The 17732-nt window shown below is 30.6% G+C and carries 20 protein-coding genes and 2 tRNA genes; 5 read left to right on the top strand and 17 right to left on the bottom strand.

Translation table 11 applies throughout. The features are described 5' to 3' along the window. The 4 genes from udk to ACKTSW_RS09205 all read right to left on the bottom strand — a co-directional run bounded on the left by udk (window position 1) and on the right by ACKTSW_RS09205 (window position 1373). Window positions 1–606 (bottom strand): uridine kinase, encoded by a 606-nt coding sequence (udk, locus tag ACKTSW_RS09220; protein ID WP_408025026.1) that lies wholly within the window; start codon window positions 604–606, stop codon window positions 1–3. A gap of 98 nt (window positions 607–704) precedes the next feature. After that, window positions 705–778: transfer RNA gene (locus tag ACKTSW_RS09215), tRNA-Thr, on the bottom strand. 150 nt (window positions 779–928) lie between these two features. After that, a tRNA-Pro gene (locus tag ACKTSW_RS09210) sits at window positions 929–1003 on the bottom strand. Between the two features lie 139 nt (window positions 1004–1142). Beyond that, on the bottom strand, window positions 1143–1373 hold the full coding sequence (locus tag ACKTSW_RS09205; RefSeq protein ID WP_408024975.1) for a hypothetical protein: 231 nt from the start codon (window positions 1371–1373) through the stop codon (window positions 1143–1145). Window positions 1374–1735: 362 nt separating this feature from the next. Here ACKTSW_RS09205 and ACKTSW_RS09200 point away from each other — a divergent pair, with 362 nt between their 5' ends. After that, complete coding sequence (locus ACKTSW_RS09200; RefSeq protein ID WP_408024974.1) at window positions 1736–2347, top strand: DUF1684 domain-containing protein; 612 nt, start codon at window positions 1736–1738, stop codon at window positions 2345–2347. 26 nt (window positions 2348–2373) lie between these two features. Here ACKTSW_RS09200 and ACKTSW_RS09195 read toward each other — a convergent pair whose 3' ends face one another. The 4 genes from ACKTSW_RS09195 to ACKTSW_RS09180 form a co-directional block, all read right to left on the bottom strand. Then, window positions 2374–3078 carry a crotonase/enoyl-CoA hydratase family protein gene (locus tag ACKTSW_RS09195; protein ID WP_408024973.1) on the bottom strand — a complete coding sequence of 235 codons (705 nt, stop codon included), beginning with the start codon at window positions 3076–3078 and terminating at the stop codon, window positions 2374–2376. A gap of 76 nt (window positions 3079–3154) precedes the next feature. Then, a complete protein-coding gene (crcB, locus tag ACKTSW_RS09190) occupies window positions 3155–3547 on the bottom strand; it encodes a fluoride efflux transporter CrcB (protein ID WP_408024972.1) in 393 nt (130 codons plus the stop codon). Between the two features lie 138 nt (window positions 3548–3685). Beyond that, entirely contained in the window at window positions 3686–4660 is a 975-nt protein-coding gene (locus ACKTSW_RS09185; protein ID WP_408024971.1) for a DoxX family protein, read from the bottom strand. Between the two features lie 16 nt (window positions 4661–4676). After that, entirely contained in the window at window positions 4677–5222 is a 546-nt protein-coding gene (locus ACKTSW_RS09180; RefSeq protein ID WP_408024970.1) for a DUF1599 domain-containing protein, read from the bottom strand. Window positions 5223–5302: 80 nt separating this feature from the next. On the opposite strand from ACKTSW_RS09180, the gene folP reads away from it, so the two are divergent. Together folP and cdaA are read left to right on the top strand one after the other, a co-directional pair. Next, complete coding sequence (gene folP, locus ACKTSW_RS09175) at window positions 5303–6121, top strand: dihydropteroate synthase (RefSeq protein WP_408024969.1); 819 nt, start codon at window positions 5303–5305, stop codon at window positions 6119–6121. Between the two features lie 87 nt (window positions 6122–6208). Then, entirely contained in the window at window positions 6209–6991 is a 783-nt protein-coding gene (cdaA, locus tag ACKTSW_RS09170) for a diadenylate cyclase CdaA (RefSeq protein WP_408024968.1), read from the top strand. Between the two features lie 46 nt (window positions 6992–7037). On the opposite strand, the gene ACKTSW_RS09165 is transcribed toward cdaA, so the two are convergent. The 3 genes from ACKTSW_RS09165 to truA form a co-directional block, all read right to left on the bottom strand. Beyond that, window positions 7038–7493 (bottom strand): hypothetical protein, encoded by a 456-nt coding sequence (locus ACKTSW_RS09165; protein WP_408024967.1) that lies wholly within the window; start codon window positions 7491–7493, stop codon window positions 7038–7040. A 71-nt stretch (window positions 7494–7564) separates the two neighbouring features. Then, window positions 7565–9331: an ABC transporter ATP-binding protein gene (locus ACKTSW_RS09160; RefSeq protein WP_408024966.1), complete on the bottom strand. Its 1767-nt coding sequence runs from the start codon at window positions 9329–9331 to the stop codon at window positions 7565–7567. Then, a complete protein-coding gene (gene truA, locus ACKTSW_RS09155) occupies window positions 9331–10065 on the bottom strand; it encodes a tRNA pseudouridine(38-40) synthase TruA (RefSeq protein ID WP_408024965.1) in 735 nt (244 codons plus the stop codon). Before truA ends, ACKTSW_RS09160 begins: the two co-directional genes overlap by 1 nt. Window positions 10066–10312: 247 nt before the next feature. Between truA and ACKTSW_RS09150 the strand changes: the two genes are divergently transcribed. After that, window positions 10313–10810, top strand: a complete 498-nt coding sequence (locus ACKTSW_RS09150; RefSeq protein ID WP_408024964.1) for a metallophosphoesterase family protein — start codon at window positions 10313–10315, stop codon at window positions 10808–10810. Here ACKTSW_RS09150 and ACKTSW_RS09145 read toward each other — a convergent pair. From ACKTSW_RS09145 to ACKTSW_RS09130, 4 genes are all read right to left on the bottom strand, one after another. Next, window positions 10793–12613, bottom strand: coding sequence for a tetratricopeptide repeat-containing sensor histidine kinase (locus ACKTSW_RS09145; protein ID WP_408024963.1), 1821 nt, complete (start codon window positions 12611–12613; stop codon window positions 10793–10795). The genes ACKTSW_RS09150 and ACKTSW_RS09145 overlap by 18 nt on opposite strands. 12 nt (window positions 12614–12625) lie before the next feature. Then, a complete protein-coding gene (locus ACKTSW_RS09140) occupies window positions 12626–13300 on the bottom strand; it encodes a hypothetical protein (RefSeq protein ID WP_408024962.1) in 675 nt (224 codons plus the stop codon). A 272-nt stretch (window positions 13301–13572) separates the two neighbouring features. Beyond that, the gene (locus ACKTSW_RS09135; RefSeq protein ID WP_408024961.1) at window positions 13573–14229 is read right to left on the bottom strand and encodes a response regulator; all 657 of its coding nucleotides are present in this window, start codon (window positions 14227–14229) and stop codon (window positions 13573–13575) included. Window positions 14230–14448: 219 nt separating this feature from the next. After that, complete coding sequence (locus ACKTSW_RS09130) at window positions 14449–14886, bottom strand: DUF4293 domain-containing protein (protein WP_408024960.1); 438 nt, start codon at window positions 14884–14886, stop codon at window positions 14449–14451. A gap of 199 nt (window positions 14887–15085) precedes the next feature. Here ACKTSW_RS09130 and rho point away from each other — a divergent pair, with 199 nt between their 5' ends. Next, complete coding sequence (gene rho / locus ACKTSW_RS09125; RefSeq protein ID WP_408024959.1) at window positions 15086–16699, top strand: transcription termination factor Rho; 1614 nt, start codon at window positions 15086–15088, stop codon at window positions 16697–16699. 44 nt (window positions 16700–16743) lie between these two features. On the opposite strand, the gene ACKTSW_RS09120 is transcribed toward rho, so the two are convergent. After that, entirely contained in the window at window positions 16744–17292 is a 549-nt protein-coding gene (locus tag ACKTSW_RS09120; RefSeq protein ID WP_408024958.1) for a 5-formyltetrahydrofolate cyclo-ligase, read from the bottom strand. A gap of 6 nt (window positions 17293–17298) precedes the next feature. Continuing rightward, window positions 17299–17664: an MmcQ/YjbR family DNA-binding protein gene (locus ACKTSW_RS09115; protein WP_408024957.1), complete on the bottom strand. Its 366-nt coding sequence runs from the start codon at window positions 17662–17664 to the stop codon at window positions 17299–17301. Window positions 17665–17732 lie beyond the last annotated feature (68 nt).

Genomic DNA, 17732 nt, shown 5'->3' with positions numbered 1-17732 from the left:
TTATAAACGATCGTTAATTACGGTTCTTACAATGTCGATAGCAACGGTATTGTACCTGTCATTAGGGATGATAATGTCAGCATAGTTTTTTGTTGGTTCAATAAATTCCTGATGCATAGGTTTTAAGGTGTTTTGATATCGGTTTAAAACTTCATCAATATCTCTCCCTCTTTCTTTAATATCTCTTCTAACGCGTCTTATTAAGCGTTCGTCAGCATCTGCATGTACAAAAACTTTTATGTCACACAAGTTACGAAGTTCTTTGTTGTTAAAGATTAAAATTCCTTCAATAATAATAACTTTTCGAGGGTGTGTTTTGATAGTGTCTTTAGTTCTATTGTGTGTTACAAACGAATATATTGGTTGTTCAATAATGTCTCCATTTTTAAGGTTGGTAAGATGTTCAACCATTAAATCGAAATCAATTGCTCTTGGGTGATCAAAGTTAATTTTGGTACGTTCTTCGTAGGTTAAATTATCGGTTTCTTTGTAATAAGAATCTTGTGAGATAACACATACTTCATCAGCAGGAAGTTCATTAATTATTTGGTTTACAACCGTAGTTTTTCCACTTCCTGTACCCCCAGCAATACCAATAACAAATATATTTTTCATTAAGTTTTTTGTAAAATAGAGTTATGACAAATTTAGTAAAATAAGCGCATAAAAAAAGCGCTAACTTTTTGTTAGCGCTTTTAGTTTAGAGCCGATGGAGGGACTCGAACCCACGACCTGCTGATTACAAATCAGCTGCTCTAGCCAGCTGAGCTACATCGGCATTTGCTTTAAAAGCGTGGCAAATATATAATGTTTTTTGAAATTGAAAAACTTTTTTTTCTTTTTTTTGAAGGTTATTTTTCGTAGTAGTTTTAGAGGGGTTTTAAGTGGTTGATTTTGAGTTTATTTTATTTTTTGAGAGAGAAAAAAGTCGGGATGAGTGGATTCGAACCACCGATCTCTGGTCCCCCAGACCAGCACTTTAACCGGACTAAGCTACATCCCGATGCTGTAAATATATTTTAAAAAAAGCTCTAAGTAAAATTACTTAGAACTTTATCAAGAATAAATATTATAATGAGAGCGGTAGTTGATGAGACTACTATTCTTATATAGCATAAACGAGCTTAAATGTTGTTTATTGTTTAAGCTGTTAAAGGTTTTCCTTTTAAACGTTTTTCAATACGTTGTTTCACAGCAGTTAAACGTTTCATCAAGTCCATTAACGTACTGTCTTTTGTTTGTTTATATACCTCATTAATCTCTAGAATTAAAGCTTTTGCTTCTCTAGCAGCTAATATTCTATCACTTGTAGTAATAAATTTGAATTTTCTGTTTTCAAATTCTTCTGCTTTATTGATTAATTCTGAATTCATAAAATTTACCAATTTAATTTAAAATTTTCTTTTAGGTTTAGTCTGATGAAAGATATAGTCCCTAAAATTACTGGGGCGACAAATATATAGGAAACTTTCTTTTTATAAGCAAACAAGCCTATCAATTTGATTTATTAGTTGATAAGTTTTTCTTATGGGGTAAAAAAATCCTTTTTTGCCTTTATATTTTATCAGTTATAAGTATTATCTATAAACATAAATATAGCAATTTTATTTTATTATTTCAAATTATTAGTAGAATATTAACACTTTTCGTTGGTTTATTTAATGATTTTTTAAGGAATGGTGGTGCTTTGGTGAGAATATAGTATTTTTGATGGATAAAAAAAGAAAGAATACACATGAAGAAAATAGTATTATTTATTTTTATTGTAATTGCATTTTCTTGCAAAAGTCAAGATAAAAAGCCTCTTTTAGGAGCGTCTGACTTTCAAAAAGATTTGAATGCTAAGTTTAAAGATGCTTCTAAATCTCCTTTAACTAAAAAAGGATTAAAAAAATTTAAAGGATTGGATTTTTTTCCAATAGACAATAAGTATAAGGTAAAGGCAAGGTTAGAGAAAACACCAGATGCCCTCATTTTTAATTTTCCTACAACAACAAGTAGAGTGGCTGTATATAGAAAGTATGGAGTTTTATCGTTTAAAATTGCTAATAAAGAGTTTGAGCTTTCTATTTATCAAAATGTAAACCCCAAACCAGAATATGTAAACCATTTATTTTTACCTTTTTTAGATAACACAAATGGAAAGACATCTTATAAAGGTGGTCGCTTTATAGATGTTTATACAACAGATATAGAGGATGACGGAACTGTTGTTATTGACTTTAACGAGTCGTATAATCCTTATTGTGCATATAGTAATCGTTATTCTTGTCCTATTACCCCAAGAGATAATTATATAGATGTAGAAATAAAAGCGGGAGTAATGGCTTATAATAAACCAGAATAAAAAAATCCTGCATAGCAGGATTTTTTTTATTTTGACGGAGGAGTTAATCCTTCTCTGCTGTCTTTTTCAATAGCTTTTAGCAATGAAGCTAAATATATTTTTCTTACTTTTAGTTTAGTTTCTTTATGTGCTTTTTTGTTGAGTTTTGAAAACATTTCTGCAACCTTTATGGCTGTGGGTAATAAATGTTCTTCAGGAACAATTTTGTCTAAAAAACCAGCAGTAGTAGCATCCTTTGGACTGTATATCTCTGAGCAACTAACACTTCTTTCAAAGTAAACAGGGGTTAAACGAGCTTTTGCTATTTCAATTCCTGCATTATGCATTGTCATACCAATCAAAACTTCATTTAGTCCGATTTTAAAATCTCCTTCAATACCTATTCTATAATCAACAGATAGTAATAAAAAAGCTCCTTTAGCGATTGCGTGTCCAGAACAAGCAGCAATTATTGGGTAAGGAAAAGAAAGCATTCTGTGTGATAATTGTGATCCTTTAGTTACCAGTTCTAATGCTGATTCAGGAGATTGTGTCATGCTTTTTAAATCATAACCTGCAGAAAATATCCCTGGTTGCCCAGTTAATATCACTGGTTTTCCTTCTTTTTCAGCATTGTCAAAAGAGGTATTTAAGCTGTCTATTACTTCATGAGAAATAGCATTGGCTTTTCCATTTGTAATAGTAATTATTACATAGTTGCCTGCTGAGGTGTATTGTATAAGTTCGTTCATTTTATTGTATAAGTTTTATTTGATAATCGAGCTTTAAACTTTAATAAGTTCGATTTGAAATCAAAATAATTTTAAATTAAACAGTTTGTTGATCTGCCCAAAGGTAATTTACTAAATAGATTCCTGCGAAAACTGCTAAAAACCCTAAGATAAAACTTGCCATGGTATATAGAGTAAAAGAGATAAAATCTCCAGACTTTAAAAAAATATGATTTTCATAAGCAAAGGTTGAAAAAGTGGTAAACCCGCCACAAAAACCAGTAGCTAATAATAAAGTGTGATTTTGTGTTAAGGCTTGATTTTTAGTGGCAAGTCCTAAAACAATTCCAATAAGTAAGCTACCTAAAATATTAGCGGTAAAAGTTCCGTAAGGAATTTCTGTTTGCGAACTATTTAGTGCTTTTCCAATAAGATAGCGTAATACACTTCCTATACCTCCACCTATAAAAACTAATATTAATTGTTTCAAAAAAAAATCTAAATTAATAGTTGATTTTACTCTCTTAGATAAAAAGTTACTTTTATATTGAGTAGTTGTCTATAATGTCAAAAATAAGAAAACCTCACAAATTTTGTGAGGTTTTATAATATATAAATAGAATTTATATTATAATTCTACATCATTGGCATCTGTCCAGTTCCATTTACCTGTAATAATTCCTTTTTTTACAGTAACAATACCAGGATTGGCTCTAATTACAGTTTTTAAAGCTGTTTCGTCACAGAAGCCAAAGGTATAAGGAAGTTGTAATTCTTTTTGAGTAGCTGCTAAATCCTCAATATAAGAGGCAGTTAATACATAAATTTCATAGCCTTGCTCTTTAGCTTTCTTGGCAACTTTGGCAACTTCAGAAACGCCCTCTTTATCCATTTTGTTAAAATTATATATAATAACTAGCATCGCTTTTTCTTTTGCTAGCATTTCTTCAAGTTTATCACCTTCTTCATCTGTTTCAATCATAAAATCATGAATTGGAGGTACATCATCGCTTCCTTCTTGGTATCTCATACCTTCTGCAATATCAGTTCCTACAGCATAGGCTCTAAAATCTATAATAGGTAGATGTTGTAACACGTAGTACACGACAACAAGTGATAAAAATAAAGAAATAAAGGTGGTTATTGATGCTATTTTGTTAGATATTAATGGTTTTATGTACTTGATTCCTAAAATTAGAATTACAATAAATATCATAAAAAAAACATTTTTATAGAATGTTTCTTTTGGTGTAAGTTTCAAAGCATCGCCAAAACAACCACAGTCTGTAACCTTATTATAAGTGTATGAGTACCATGTTAAGAATAAGAATATTAGGTTAAGGCTAAACAAACTCCAAACAGTAAATTTTGGTTTGTAGCCAGTTAAAAGCATAATACCTAAAACCAATTCAGCAACAATTAAAAGAATTGAAAAAGGTAGTGCAAACGGTATTAAAAACTCTAGGTTTAATACCCCTTCACTAAAATACTCTTGAAACTTGTACTGAGAGCCAATAGGGTCTACTAATTTTACAAATCCAGAGTAAATAAAAAGAAGTCCTACAAGTACTCTTGAAATATGAGTTAACATTTTTAAAATCATATAGGGGTGTTTTAAGTTAATTATCTGATTCAGAAAGGTGAATCATGGCAAAAATAGCATAATTAATCATATCTTGATAATTTGCGTCAATTCCTTCCGAAACGATAGTCTTGCCTTTGTTATTTTCAATTTGTTTTACACGAAGTAGTTTTTGTAAAATTAAATCGGTTAACGATGAAACTCGCATATCTCTCCATGCTTCACCATAGTCATGGTTCTTATTTTCCATTAACTCTTTGGTGATTTTTATATGTTTGTCGTATAAATTAATGGCTTTTTCAGTAGTTAGGTCTGGTTGTTCAACAACTCCTAAATCTATTTGAATTAATGCCATTATAGAATAATTAATAATACCAATAAATTCTGTTTTTTCTCCTTCATCAACTTTTCGCTCAGTGTTTTCTTGCAGTTGGCGTATACGTTGTGCTTTAATAAATATTTGATCGGTTAAAGAAGGAAGTCTTAAAACTCTCCAAGCACTACCATAATCGCTCATTTTTTTTACAAATAAACTTCTACATTCTTCAATTACAGCATCGTATTGTTTAGAGGTGTTCTGCATTTTGCTTATTTAAAAGTATTCGTCCAAAAATAGTAAATATTACAAGCTTTTCATTTATTTTTACTCGGAAATTTACTACAATGACAATTAATTGTAAAGGAACCTTGATAGATCTAACTTCTCCAAGGGTAATGGGGATTTTAAACGTTACTCCAGATTCTTTTTTTGATGGGGGAAAGTATAAAAACGAAAAGGAGATTCTTAATCAAGCAGAAAAAATGTTGAATGAAGGAGCTTGTTTTGTTGATGTGGGAGCGTATTCTTCACGTCCTGGAGCAAAACATATCTCTGAAGAAGAAGAATTAAAGAGAATATTACCTGTAATCGAGCTGTTGTTAAAGAAGTTTCCAGATATACTATTATCTGTAGATTCTTTTAGAAGTAGAGTAGTGAAAGAGTCGATAAATGCAGGTGCTGCAATTATTAATGATATTTCTGGAGGAAAGATGGATGAGCATATGTTTAAAACAGTGGCAAAACTTCAAGTGCCTTATATTATGATGCATATGCAAGGAACCCCACAAAATATGCAACAAGCCCCAAGTTATGAGAATGTAGTAACCGAAGTGATTTCTTTTTTTGCAGAGCAGCTATTTAAGCTTCGACGATTGAAAGTAAATGATGTACTCATTGATGTTGGTTTTGGTTTTGGTAAAACGATGAATCAGAATTATGAGTTGCTAAAACACTTATCTCTTTTCAAAAGTTTAGAAGTTCCTATTTTAACAGGTGTTTCGCGAAAATCAATGTTGTATAAGCTTTTAGAAACTACACCTCAAGAAGCATTAAATGCCACTACCGTTGCTAACTCTATTGCTTTATTGAATGGAACACATATTTTAAGGGTTCATGATGTAAAGGAAGCAGTAGAAGCAGTAAAGATTGTAGGGCAGTTGTAATATAATTATTACATTTACTTATAAAATGATTTATAATGCCTGAGTGATAGGTAGTTAAAAAAAGAGGGTAAAACTCCGAGATAATTAATGAGTTTAGATTTTATCGATTTTTCGTTTTTAGATGTGTTAGATATTTTTTTAGTAGCGCTGTTACTGTATTACATCTATAAATTGTTAAAAGGAACGGTAGCTATTAACATTGTAATAGGAATTGCGTTTATTTTTTTAATATGGAAAGTTACGCAGGCACTAAATATGGAAATGTTAAGCGGAATTTTAGGTTATTTACTTTCTGGAGGAGTAATAGCATTGATAATAGTGTTTCAACAAGAAATAAGAAAGTTTTTGTTAATGATTGGAACTACTAACTTTTCTACCAAAAGAGGTTTTTTAAATCAGTTAAAGTTTTTAAAAACTGAAATTAATTCAGAAATAGATATTGAAACTATTTTGGGTGCATGTGTTAATTTGTCAAAAACAAAAACAGGAGCTTTATTAGTGATAGAAAAAACGAATAATCTTGATTTTTTGATTAATACTGGCGATAAAATGAATGCTTTGATTAATGAAGCTATTATTGAAAGTATTTTTTATAAAAATAGTCCGCTACATGATGGGGCAACCGTTGTTCGTGATAATTATATTGTAGCAACTCGTGTAATATTACCAGTTTCTAGTAGTACTAAAATCCCTTCTCGATTTGGCTTGCGCCATAGAGCTGCTATTGGGGTTAGTGAAAAAACAGATGCAATTTGTTTACTGGTGTCAGAAGAAACAGGAGAGATTTCGTATATAAAAGATGGTGATTTTGTGTCGTATAACTCAATAGAAGAGCTTCATAGAAAATTAGAGAAAGATGTAATGACATAAAAAAAGCTCGCAATTTGCGAGCCTTTTTATGTTTTTCTCAAAAGAATTATTGAGTAGGAGCCATTTTAGATTGAATAGCTGTCATAACGTTATTGAATTTTTTTGCAGCTTCCTGATCTAAGTTTTGAACTATGTCTTTAGCTTGTGTAGCTAATTCAACACCTTTTTTAGCTAATTCAGCGTTTTTAACTACATCTCCTTTTGCGTCGATATAATCTTTAGCATATTGAGAGTAAGATTGTAAGTATTCTCCTACTTTTGGATCTTTAAATTCTGGAATTGTAATACCTTCGATTGCAGACTCTATAGCGTCAGCAGCTTCCTCAATAGCTTCCTTTGTGTCTTCAACAGCCTCAGTTGTAGCGTCTTCAGCTTCTTCAGCAGCATTTTCTACCACTTCAACAGCATCTTCAGTAGCATCTTTAGCTTCTTCTTTAGTGTTTTTACAAGATGTTGCTAATAATGCAGCAACAACAAATACAGATAAGATTACTTTTTTCATCGTTTATTGATTTTAGTTTTTAAGATTGAATAACAAATGTACTATTTTTTGATTGATGTAAACAAATTTATTTACACAACAGTTTCACTATTAAACTGTTTATCATACAAATTCTTATAATAACCTTTCTGTTTTTTTAATAATTCTGAATGATCTCCTTTTTCAACAATTGTACCTTTATCCATAACTATAATCATATCAGCCTTTTTAATGGTTGCTAAACGGTGAGCAATGATTATAGAGGTTCTGTTTTTTGTGATTTCATCTGTAGCATATTGAATCATTTGTTCTGAATGTGCATCAACTGATGAAGTAGCTTCGTCTAAAATTAAAATACTTGGTTTACTAACATAGGCACGTAAAAATGCAATTAACTGGCGTTGACCAGAAGATAGCATGCCTCCACGTTCTTTAACATTATAATGATAGTTGTTAGGGAGGCTCATTATAAATGGATGAATTCCAATTTGTTTGGCAGCCGTTTTAACCTCTTCAAGTGAAATATTTTCATTATTCAATGTAATATTGTTTAAAATACTGTCAGAAAATAAAAAAACATCTTGTAAGACTACTGCTACTTTTTGGCGTAAAGAGGAAAGTTCATAGTCTTGAATTTTGATATTATCAATTGAAATTTCACCGCTATCTATTTCGTAAAAACGGTTTATAAGATTAATTATAGTTGATTTTCCTGCACCTGTAGCTCCTACAATTGCAACAGTTTGTCCTTCTTTAACGTTAAGGTTAATTCCTTTTAAAATTTCTTCTCCTTTTATGTAGCTAAAGTGTACCTCTTTAAAATTAATAGTGCCTTGAATATTATCAGCAATAATAGAGCCGTTTTTGTCTATAGAGCTTTTAGTATCTATTATGTTAAAAACACGTTCACCCGCTACTATTCCCATTTGTAATTGGTTAAATTTATCAGCTATTTGGCGTAGTGGTCTAAAAAGCATTTGAGCCATTTTTATAAAACCAATAATAGCCCCAATACTCACAGTTTTATCTTCAACAACTTGAAGTCCGCCATACCATACAATAAGTCCTATAGCAATAGAAGATAATATTTCGGCAATAGGAAAGAAGATAGAGTAGTACCATACCGTTTTTACATGTGCCTTTTTGTGTTTATTGTTAATTTCAATAAAATTTTTATACTCAACTCTTTCTCTGTTAAAGAGTTGAAGAATTTTCATTCCTGTAACCCTTTCTTGTACAAAACTGTTTAGGTTGGCTACTTGGTTACGAACATCTTGAAAGGTAGATTTAATAGCTATTTGAAATAGTTTAGTAGCATAAATTAATATAGGTAATGTAGCAAGTGCTATTAAGGCTAATCTCCAGTTAGTATAAAACATTACAAAGATTACGACAATCATTTTTAAAACATCACTCACAATCATAAAAACACCTTGCGTAAAGAAATTAGCAATAGTTTCTATGTCTGATACAACTCTAGTTACTAATTTCCCAACAGAAGAGTTGTCGAAATACCCCATTTTAAATTGAAGTATTTTTCTAAAAGTTTTCGCTCTTATGTCTCTAATAATATGTTGTCCTACCCAGTTGGCATAAAAAATAAAGCTAAATTGAAAAAATACCTGAATAAGTAAAACTACAATCATGGCAATTGTAAAATACAATAACCTTGTGATGTCTTTTGTAACCGTAAAATCATCTATTGCTGTCATTAAAATGACAGGAGTTAGTACAGAAAATCCTGCCAGTAAAATGGTAGATAGTGCTGCTATTGTAAATCGTACACGGTATTTTTTTGCAAAACTCATAAGTCTTGCAAAAATTTTGATATCAAATGCTTTTCCTGTTGTTTTACTCACTATATATAGTCGTATATTACTTTTGTTAAAAATAATCCTTTTGCAGGAACAGATACTCCTGCTTTACTTCGGTTTTTACTCTCTATAATTTTTTTAAAATCATGAACTGTAATTTTTTCTAAGCCAACATCAATTAAAGTGCCTACAATGGCTCTAACCATATTTCTTAAAAAACGATTAGCGCTAATATGAAATGTAAGTTCATTTCCATTTTTTATCCATTCGGCATTACTAATAGAGCAGTTAAATGTGTGAACATCTGTTTTTACTTTTGAAAAACATTCAAAATCTTCATAATCATATAAAACAGCAGCGGCTTTATTCATCAGCTCTATATTTAATAGTTGATGGTGTAATTGCCAAGTGGTATCTAATAAAAATGGATTTCTACCTAACCATACTTTGTACTCATAGCTTCTGCTAAGAGCATCAAAACGAGTATGTGCTTCGTTGTGGACTAATTGTGTGTTAAATATTACAATATCATCAGGTAAAATGGCGTTTAGTTTATAGGTGAAATTATCATTTAATGGATTTGCTACATCAAAATGAGCAAACATTTGTGATGCATGCACTCCGGCATCAGTTCTTCCTGCTCCAACAATATTTACTTTCTCCCTTAAAATTGTACTAATTGCCTTGTTTATTATTTCTTGAACTGAGATTGCGTGTGGTTGTATTTGCCAACCATGGTAATTTTTTCCGTTATATGCTAATTCAATAAAATACCTCAAGAAGCGTGAAATTTTAAAGAGCTAAATTATGAAATTATAACTTGAAAAGTTATAGATTAAAAAGTTAAAATAAAACATTTTTAATTTTATTAACATATGTTAATGCTTATGTTTAGTTGTATGTGTTATTTTTGCCGACTTTAAAAAGAGAAGTGAATTCCCCATTCATGAGAATCCCCTTGGTTTAAAGAAATCCACAATGTAATGTTGTGGATTTTTTCTTTTATAATTCATTAATTTTGTCTTAATGAAAAAAATTTTACTTCTTTCTGATACGCATAGCTTTATTGATAATCAAATAATAAAGTTTGTAAAACAAGCTGATGAAGTTTGGCATGCTGGTGATATTGGTGATTTACAGGTTACAGACACAATTAAAAGCTTAAAACCACTTAGGGCGGTGTATGGAAATATTGATGATAAAGATGCTAGAGTAGAGTTTCCGTTAGATAACAAGTTTATTGTAGAGGGGGTAGCGGTTTGGATAACGCATATTGGCGGTTACCCTAATAAATATAACCAAAGAGTCCGTGAAGAATTAAAAAGGAATACGCCAAAGCTATTTATTTGTGGGCATTCACATATTTTAAAAGTTCAATACGACAAAAAATTAAATTTACTTCATTTAAATCCAGGGGCAGCAGGTAAATATGGATTTCATAAGGTAAGAACAATGTTGAGGTTCGAAATAGATAGCGGGGAGATAAAGAATATGGAAATTATTGAACTAGCTAACAGAAGTTAACTTAAAATCTTTTTCTTTTTTTACTATCGGAACAATAATATGAATAGAAGCGCCAATATTTTCTTTTGATGTTATGGTAAGCTTACCATTCATTATATGAATTCTTGCTTCTACTTGATTAAGCCCAATACCATCTGAAAAAGAAGGAGACGAGGTAGAAAAGCCTACCCCATCATCCTTAACGAGAACGGTTAGTTGATTTTTCTCTTCTTTTAAATCTATTTGTGCATATTGTGCTTTACTGTGTTTTAAGATATTGTTGATTAATTCTTGAATTACGTTAAAAATTTTTATTTCAAACTCTTGGTTATAGCGACCAATGTTATGAGCAGAAACATCCAGCTTTAACTGACTGTTTGAATATTTTTTTACGACATCTTTAATGGCGTATTCTAAACCAAATTTTAATAGAATAGAAGAAACCAAATTGTGAGATAAATCTCTTACTTTTTGTGAAGCTTCTGATATGATAGCTTGTGTTTTTTCTATTTCTTGTGGTGTTTCTCCGATAAATTGTTTTTTGGTAGCCGTTAAATGCATATTTGCAGAAGACAATAAGGCACTAACATTATCATGCAAAATTTCTGCAATAAGTTTTCGTTCGGTTTCTTTTCCGTCTATGGTAGCATTTAATATTTTAATTTGCGATTCTGACTTAACTTTCTCAAGGTTTTGTTGTTGCAAAAGGTTAGTTTCAGATAATTTGAGGCGTAAGTTTTTTTGACGCAACTTATAATTGTATATAATAACACCTGATATAACAAGAACAAGAAGACTTAAAGCGGCAAACAAGATTGAGGTTTTGGCTTGCTGGGTTTCTTCTAATTGGACTTCATGTTTTATTAATTCAATCTTTTGTTGCTTTAAGTTTTCTTCATGCCTTGCTGTTACTTCAGCTATTATTCTTCTAGTCTCTTTTTCTCGTTGACTATCTTCTATTTCATAAGAGAGTTCTTGAAAATCGTACGCCTTGTAGTCTTTAAGCTTCCTCATTGCCCAAGCTAGGTTATAATAAAGGTTAGCTTTAAACCTTACAGCGTTTTGGCTATTATCATTTTGAATTAATTCAATACCCTCTAAGTAAGTTTTTTTTGCTTTACTGTAATTTGACTGAGATAAATATATGTTTCCAAGGTTATTTAGTGAGTTGGCAAGATTTACTCTATTGTTTCTGCTTTTATGAATGTCTATAGCTTTGATTGCATAATTTAGTGCCTTATCATAAATAGAGTCTTGTTCATAAATTCCAGATAAGTTCGAATAAGATGCTGCCTTGTATTTTAGGATATTATCATTAATTAAGTGAAAGTTTTCTAACTTTTTATAATAAAAAATAGCACTATCCTTTAAACCTAATTTTTGGAAAGAACTTCCAATCCTTAATATAACTTTTGGGGTTTCATCATCAATGGATTCAATTATAGTAGGGCTAATTTCGTTTATGCTTTGATTTTCTAATAAAAAGAAAGACTCTTTATAATAATGTAACGATTGTTTGTGGTTTCTTGTTTTATCATATACATCAGCTATTAATAAAGAGAATAAATAAGTATATTTATAATTGTTTGTTTTCTTTATCGCGCTATATGTGCGCAAGGCTTCTTTTAAGGTTTTATAGTATTTTTGATTTTTATATTCCTTAATTAGAAAGTTATATTTAGAAGCTAATGCTGAGTCTTTTTTGTGATTATAAGTTTGATCAAAAAAACTATTATTAGTTAATTGATATGCTCTAATATTTTGTTTACAGAAAGAAAATATTAGAAAAAGTAAGAGTAAGTATTTATAATGATTAATTTTCACAAACAAATAAAATTAAATAAATTCACCGTTGTCTACACCTACTTTAGGTTTTCTTGTAACCATTTCTTCTTCTGTTTTTCCAGCATAAATATGGTTAACAAAATCTAACCTAAGCATATCAGCATCGGGTCTTTTTTTCAGTTCTCTAGAAAAGTTATTTTGAGAAGATGTTCCATTGGTTAAATGTACTTCATAGGTTTTTAGATCTTCATTATATATAAAATTGGTGCTTACATTATCATTTACCACGAAATCTAATTGATAGGTATTATCTTCATTGGCAGTGATACTATATGAATTTAAAAACTCTGTAATTCCTTTAGCAAAGGTAATGTTTTCATCTTCAATATATATATTCCTTGTTTTTCCTTTATTAGCTTCTAAGAACCCAATTTTTAGTTGGTCGTTTTCAATAGAAAAACTATTAGAGTGTTTTGTTGCTGTATTTTGGGAAGTTTCTGCCAAAATAATTTCGTTAGAGTTATCTACATTTGTTACTGTAGTAACATCAGTATTGTCTGTTGTGTGAAAATCAATAGAATAAGCTCCTGAAGCATCTCTTTTTAAAGTATAAGATTGCAACAAGTTTTCAGGAGTATCATTTATAATCTCTGTGTCGTTAGAAGCACAAGAAACAAATAACACACTTAAGGATAACGCGAGAAAGTAAGGAGTATTTTTTTTCATGATTTTTATTTTTTGTTTTAGAGCTATTAATTTATAAAAAAAATAGCGATGTACTTAGGATAGATGTTGAGAGACCGGGAGACGATATCTCTTGTGGATAAAAGAAAACAAAATGAAGGGGTTTTCTATACTATGTTTAATAACGCGTACATCGCTATTGTGTTTATTTATTAAAAGTAGTTTATTAGCGATGTATCAAATGTATAGACTTCGGGGGGCTTCTTCTTAATCTGGGGGACTAAAGAAAAATTTGAAGGGTTTTGATTATGTCTTTACACTATTTTGTTTCTAACAGCATACATCGCTAAACCTACTACGTTTTTTACTTTTAATTTTTTATATAAATTGCTTCGATAAGTTTCAACTGTTTTTATACTGACATTTAGTTTTTCTGCAATTTCATTAGAACTTTTCTCTTTGGCAATAAGCTTTAAAACAGCAATTTCCCGCTCGGTTAAATCTCCATGTAGAAATTCAGCTTGTTCTTTTTCTTTTGCATCAGAAGCATATAAGTTTAATAATTTTACCTTAATATCTTCGCTAATGTATTGTATGCCGTTGTGCACAACTTTTATGGCATCAATTATTTGCTCATTAGCTCGACTTTTATCAACAAAACCGTTAGCACCTAATGCTATCATTTCTTGAACAAGTTTTGGGTCACTTAAACTAGACAGTATTATTGTTTTGATGTTTGTGTTACGTTTCTTAAACGCTTTTAAAACTTCAATACCATCCATTTCAGGCATATTTATATCTAAAACCAATACATCTGCTGTATTTTTAGAAGACCAGTTTATTACTTGTCTACCTGTTAAAGAAAAACCCTCAACTTCAATGTCATCTTCAGTATTTAATAAAGCAATGACTCCATCTATTAAAATTTTGTGGTCATCTGCTATGTGAACTTTTATCTTTTTGTAATTCATCGTTGTTATTACAGTTACAAATTTATAAGGTTAAAAGAGTGTGTACAATACACAATATCCCTAATTGTTTTATTATTGACTCAGGGATAACCCTGAGTTTTCTTTAACATTTCTTTAACATTTAGGTTTGTAGGCCTTAAATATCCTAGGAAACAAAAATAAAAAACCGAGATTTTAAATCTCGGTTTTTTTCGCACTAAATATACTAAGATGTTAGGCTTATCGTAATCTATCTACAGATTTTACAAGATCTTCATCCTTCTTAATGGCTCTATTTGCTAAAACTAACAGCAAAACAACAATGATAGGAAAGAACATCCCAATACCTTTCTCAGAAACCGAAGTTTCTCCAGATAATGTTTGTGATAAATATATCAATAGTCCTAATAAAAAAAGGTTTATCAAAATGTTTAAGCGATTTAGCACAAATTGTAATTGACGATTTTTAAATAAAAAAATGGTTACAATAGCTACTAATGCTGAACTAAAAAATAAAACAGGAATACATTTTTCTAAAATTGAGTTTCCAGAAAATAAATCCATTACATACACAGTAGAATTAGTTTGTGAAGTAGCCCAAAGACGAACACCAAAAGTTAAGCCTCCAGAAATAATTCCTGCAACTAATAAGTATATAGATTGTATTCTTTGTATCATGTTTTTTTATAGGAAAGCAAATGTAATACTTCTTTTTTTAAAAAGAAATATTACAAGTTAAATTTTTTGTATATATTTGCCATGTATGTAACTGCTCCAAATTATTATATAACCCCTATATAATTAGCACTCAAAACAAAACTTAATACAAAATAATTCTTTAGACATAAAGAATTTTAGTAACTTAATTATTTAACGAATGTTCGATATTTCGGAATTAAAAACTAAAAAAATAGCTGACTTACAAGTTATTGCGAAATCAATAGGATTAACCAAAATGAGTCAACTAAAGAAGTTAGACTTGGTATACAAAATTTTAGATGCGCAAGCGGAAGCAAGTGCTAATGAGGCTAAAATTAAGCCTGCTGCCCCTAAAGTAGAAAAGCCAAAAAGGAAGAGAATTAACAAAGCTGAACCTAATACGACTGCTAAAGTTGTTGAAAAACAAGAAGAAGTTGTAGTGAAGCCAGAGGTAAAAGAAATTCCAGAAAAAAAGGAGGTTGTTGCTAAGCCTAAAAAAAGACAAGAAGAAAAGAAGCAGCCACCAAAGGCTACTGAAGATAAAAAACAGCAGCCTCAAAAGCAACCGCAGCATAGTAAAAGCCAAAACAATAGAGGTAATAAGCACAATAAAAATCAGAGTAGTAATAAACAACACCATAAAAGTGGTAACAAGTACCGTGATCCTGATTTTGAATTTGATGGTATTATAGAAAGTGAAGGTGTGTTAGAGATGATGCCTGATGGATATGGTTTTTTACGTTCTTCAGATTACAACTATTTGTCGTCACCTGATGATATTTATGTATCACAATCTCAAATAAAACTATTTGGTCTAAAAACAGGAGATACCGTTCGTGGTAATGTGCGTCCTCCAAAAGAAGGAGAGAAGTACTTTCCGTTAATTAGAGTTTCAAAAATTAATGGATTGAATCCGAATATTGTTCGAGATCGTGTTTCTTTTGAACACTTAACTCCATTATTTGCTGAAGAAAAATTCAATTTAGCAGAAAAAGGAAGCTCATTCTCAACTAGAATCATTGATTTGTTTTCTCCAATAGGAAAAGGACAACGTGGTATGATTGTAGCACAACCAAAAACAGGTAAAACAGTGTTATTAAAGGATATAGCAAAAGCAATTGCAGCTAATCATCCGGAAGTATATCAAATTGTTTTACTAATTGATGAACGACCAGAAGAGGTTACTGATATGCAACGTAGTGTACGTGGTGAGGTAGTTGCCTCTACTTTTGATGAACCAGCAGATAAACATGTTCGTGTAGCTAATATTGTATTGGAAAAAGCAAAACGTTTAGTAGAATGTGGACATGATGTAGTAATTTTATTAGATTCTATTACACGTTTAGCAAGAGCATACAACACCGTAGCACCAGCATCTGGTAAGATTTTATCTGGAGGTATTGATGCAAATGCATTACACAAACCAAAACGTTTCTTTGGAGCAGCTCGTAACATTGAAAATGGAGGGTCTTTAACTATTATTGCTACTGCACTTACAGAAACTGGTTCGAAAATGGATGAGGTTATCTTTGAAGAATTCAAAGGAACAGGTAACATGGAATTACAATTAGAGCGTAATATTGCAAATCGTAGAATTTATCCTGCAATTGACTTAATTAAGTCGAGTACACGTCGTGATGATTTATTATTAGACGAAAAAACAGTGCATCGCATGTGGGTATTACGTAAGTATTTAGCAGATATGAATCCTATTGAAGCAATGGAGTTTATTCAAGACAGAATTAAAAGATCAATAAACAACGAAGAGTTTTTAATTTCAATGAACGGATAATCGTTAGTATATAAAATAAAAAATCCCGCTTTTTGCGGGATTTTTTATTTTGGATATATAACAATATCTAATGGAACGTCAAATTCATGAGTGTCTTCTATTTTTTTGATAGGAGAGAAAAAGTTGAGTCCTATAGTTTGAGTATCTTCTCTACACTCTGATAAAAACCGATCATAAAACCCTTTTCCATAACCAACTCGGTAATTTTGTTCGTCTGAAATTAACATAGGAACAAAAACCAAATCGATATCTTTTATAAAAGCTTCTTTTGCTTTTACTGGTTCTGGAACACCAAATTTGTTAAGTTCTAGCTTGGCATCTTTTTCAAAATAAAAATGAGTAAGAGAATCATTCTCAAAATTGCAGCGACTAACAATAATTCTTTTTTCCTTTTCTCTAAAAAAATCGATCACAGGTTGCATGTCAATTTCATTAAACTTTCGCATAGATAAAAACAAATGCACATTGTGAATGTTATCATTTTTTAACTCGAAAATTTGTTGATAAATATTTTCTTCAAGTTTTTCTTTTTCTGACGGAGTAAGTGTGTTTCTTTTTTGTTTGTAAAGTTTTCTAAGTTCAGATTTTATCATGTTCAATTACATTGATTTTAATTCTTCTTGTAGTTTTTTAGTCAATCCTTTTACTACCAATTCGTATGAATGGTCAACTAATTCAAAAGCAAGAGTGTCTGAAACATCATTGTTTAAAGTAACTGTATTCCAATGCTTTTTACTCATATGATATCCTGGGTTAATACTTTCATATTCAGCGCGTAGCTCTAAGGCGCGTTCAGGATCACATTTTAAATTAATTTTTGTTTCTCCCTGTTCCCACCTATCTAGTCCAACCAAGGCAAACATTTTTCCCATGACCTTGAAGACTAAGGTAACTTCATCGAAAGGAAAATGTTCAGTAACTCCTTTTTTTGTAATGCAATAATTACGTAACTCTTCAATATTCATTTTTTTTATTTTTATAGGGTATAAAAGCTAGGAAAATAATAGACATAAAACTAAGTAATAAGAAAAAG

Source organism: Tenacibaculum sediminilitoris (assembly GCF_964513795.1).
Lineage (GTDB): Bacteria > Bacteroidota > Bacteroidia > Flavobacteriales > Flavobacteriaceae > Polaribacter > Polaribacter sediminilitoris.
The sequence above is the reverse complement of the archived record's forward strand: the minus strand, read 5'-3'. Positions and strand labels throughout refer to the sequence as shown.

What these genes read in the sequence shown, in the direction of transcription:
- rho (WP_408024959.1), top strand. Translation starts at nt 15,086, where the DNA reads ATGTTCGATATTTCGGAATTAAAAACTAAAAAAATAGCTGACTTACAA.
- ACKTSW_RS09205 (WP_408024975.1), bottom strand. Translation starts at nt 1,373, where the DNA reads ATGAATTCAGAATTAATCAATAAAGCAGAAGAATTTGAAAACAGAAAA.
- cdaA (WP_408024968.1), top strand. Translation starts at nt 6,209, where the DNA reads ATGAGTTTAGATTTTATCGATTTTTCGTTTTTAGATGTGTTAGATATT.
- ACKTSW_RS09130 (WP_408024960.1), bottom strand. Translation starts at nt 14,886, where the DNA reads ATGATACAAAGAATACAATCTATATACTTATTAGTTGCAGGAATTATT.
- ACKTSW_RS09185 (WP_408024971.1), bottom strand. Translation starts at nt 4,660, where the DNA reads ATGATTTTAAAAATGTTAACTCATATTTCAAGAGTACTTGTAGGACTT.
- ACKTSW_RS09120 (WP_408024958.1), bottom strand. Translation starts at nt 17,292, where the DNA reads ATGATAAAATCTGAACTTAGAAAACTTTACAAACAAAAAAGAAACACA.
- ACKTSW_RS09150 (WP_408024964.1), top strand. Translation starts at nt 10,313, where the DNA reads ATGAAAAAAATTTTACTTCTTTCTGATACGCATAGCTTTATTGATAAT.
- ACKTSW_RS09115 (WP_408024957.1), bottom strand. Translation starts at nt 17,664, where the DNA reads ATGAATATTGAAGAGTTACGTAATTATTGCATTACAAAAAAAGGAGTT.
- folP (WP_408024969.1), top strand. Translation starts at nt 5,303, where the DNA reads ATGACAATTAATTGTAAAGGAACCTTGATAGATCTAACTTCTCCAAGG.
- ACKTSW_RS09135 (WP_408024961.1), bottom strand. Translation starts at nt 14,229, where the DNA reads ATGAATTACAAAAAGATAAAAGTTCACATAGCAGATGACCACAAAATT.
- ACKTSW_RS09140 (WP_408024962.1), bottom strand. Translation starts at nt 13,300, where the DNA reads ATGAAAAAAAATACTCCTTACTTTCTCGCGTTATCCTTAAGTGTGTTA.
- ACKTSW_RS09165 (WP_408024967.1), bottom strand. Translation starts at nt 7,493, where the DNA reads ATGAAAAAAGTAATCTTATCTGTATTTGTTGTTGCTGCATTATTAGCA.
- ACKTSW_RS09195 (WP_408024973.1), bottom strand. Translation starts at nt 3,078, where the DNA reads ATGAACGAACTTATACAATACACCTCAGCAGGCAACTATGTAATAATT.
- ACKTSW_RS09180 (WP_408024970.1), bottom strand. Translation starts at nt 5,222, where the DNA reads ATGCAGAACACCTCTAAACAATACGATGCTGTAATTGAAGAATGTAGA.
- ACKTSW_RS09200 (WP_408024974.1), top strand. Translation starts at nt 1,736, where the DNA reads ATGAAGAAAATAGTATTATTTATTTTTATTGTAATTGCATTTTCTTGC.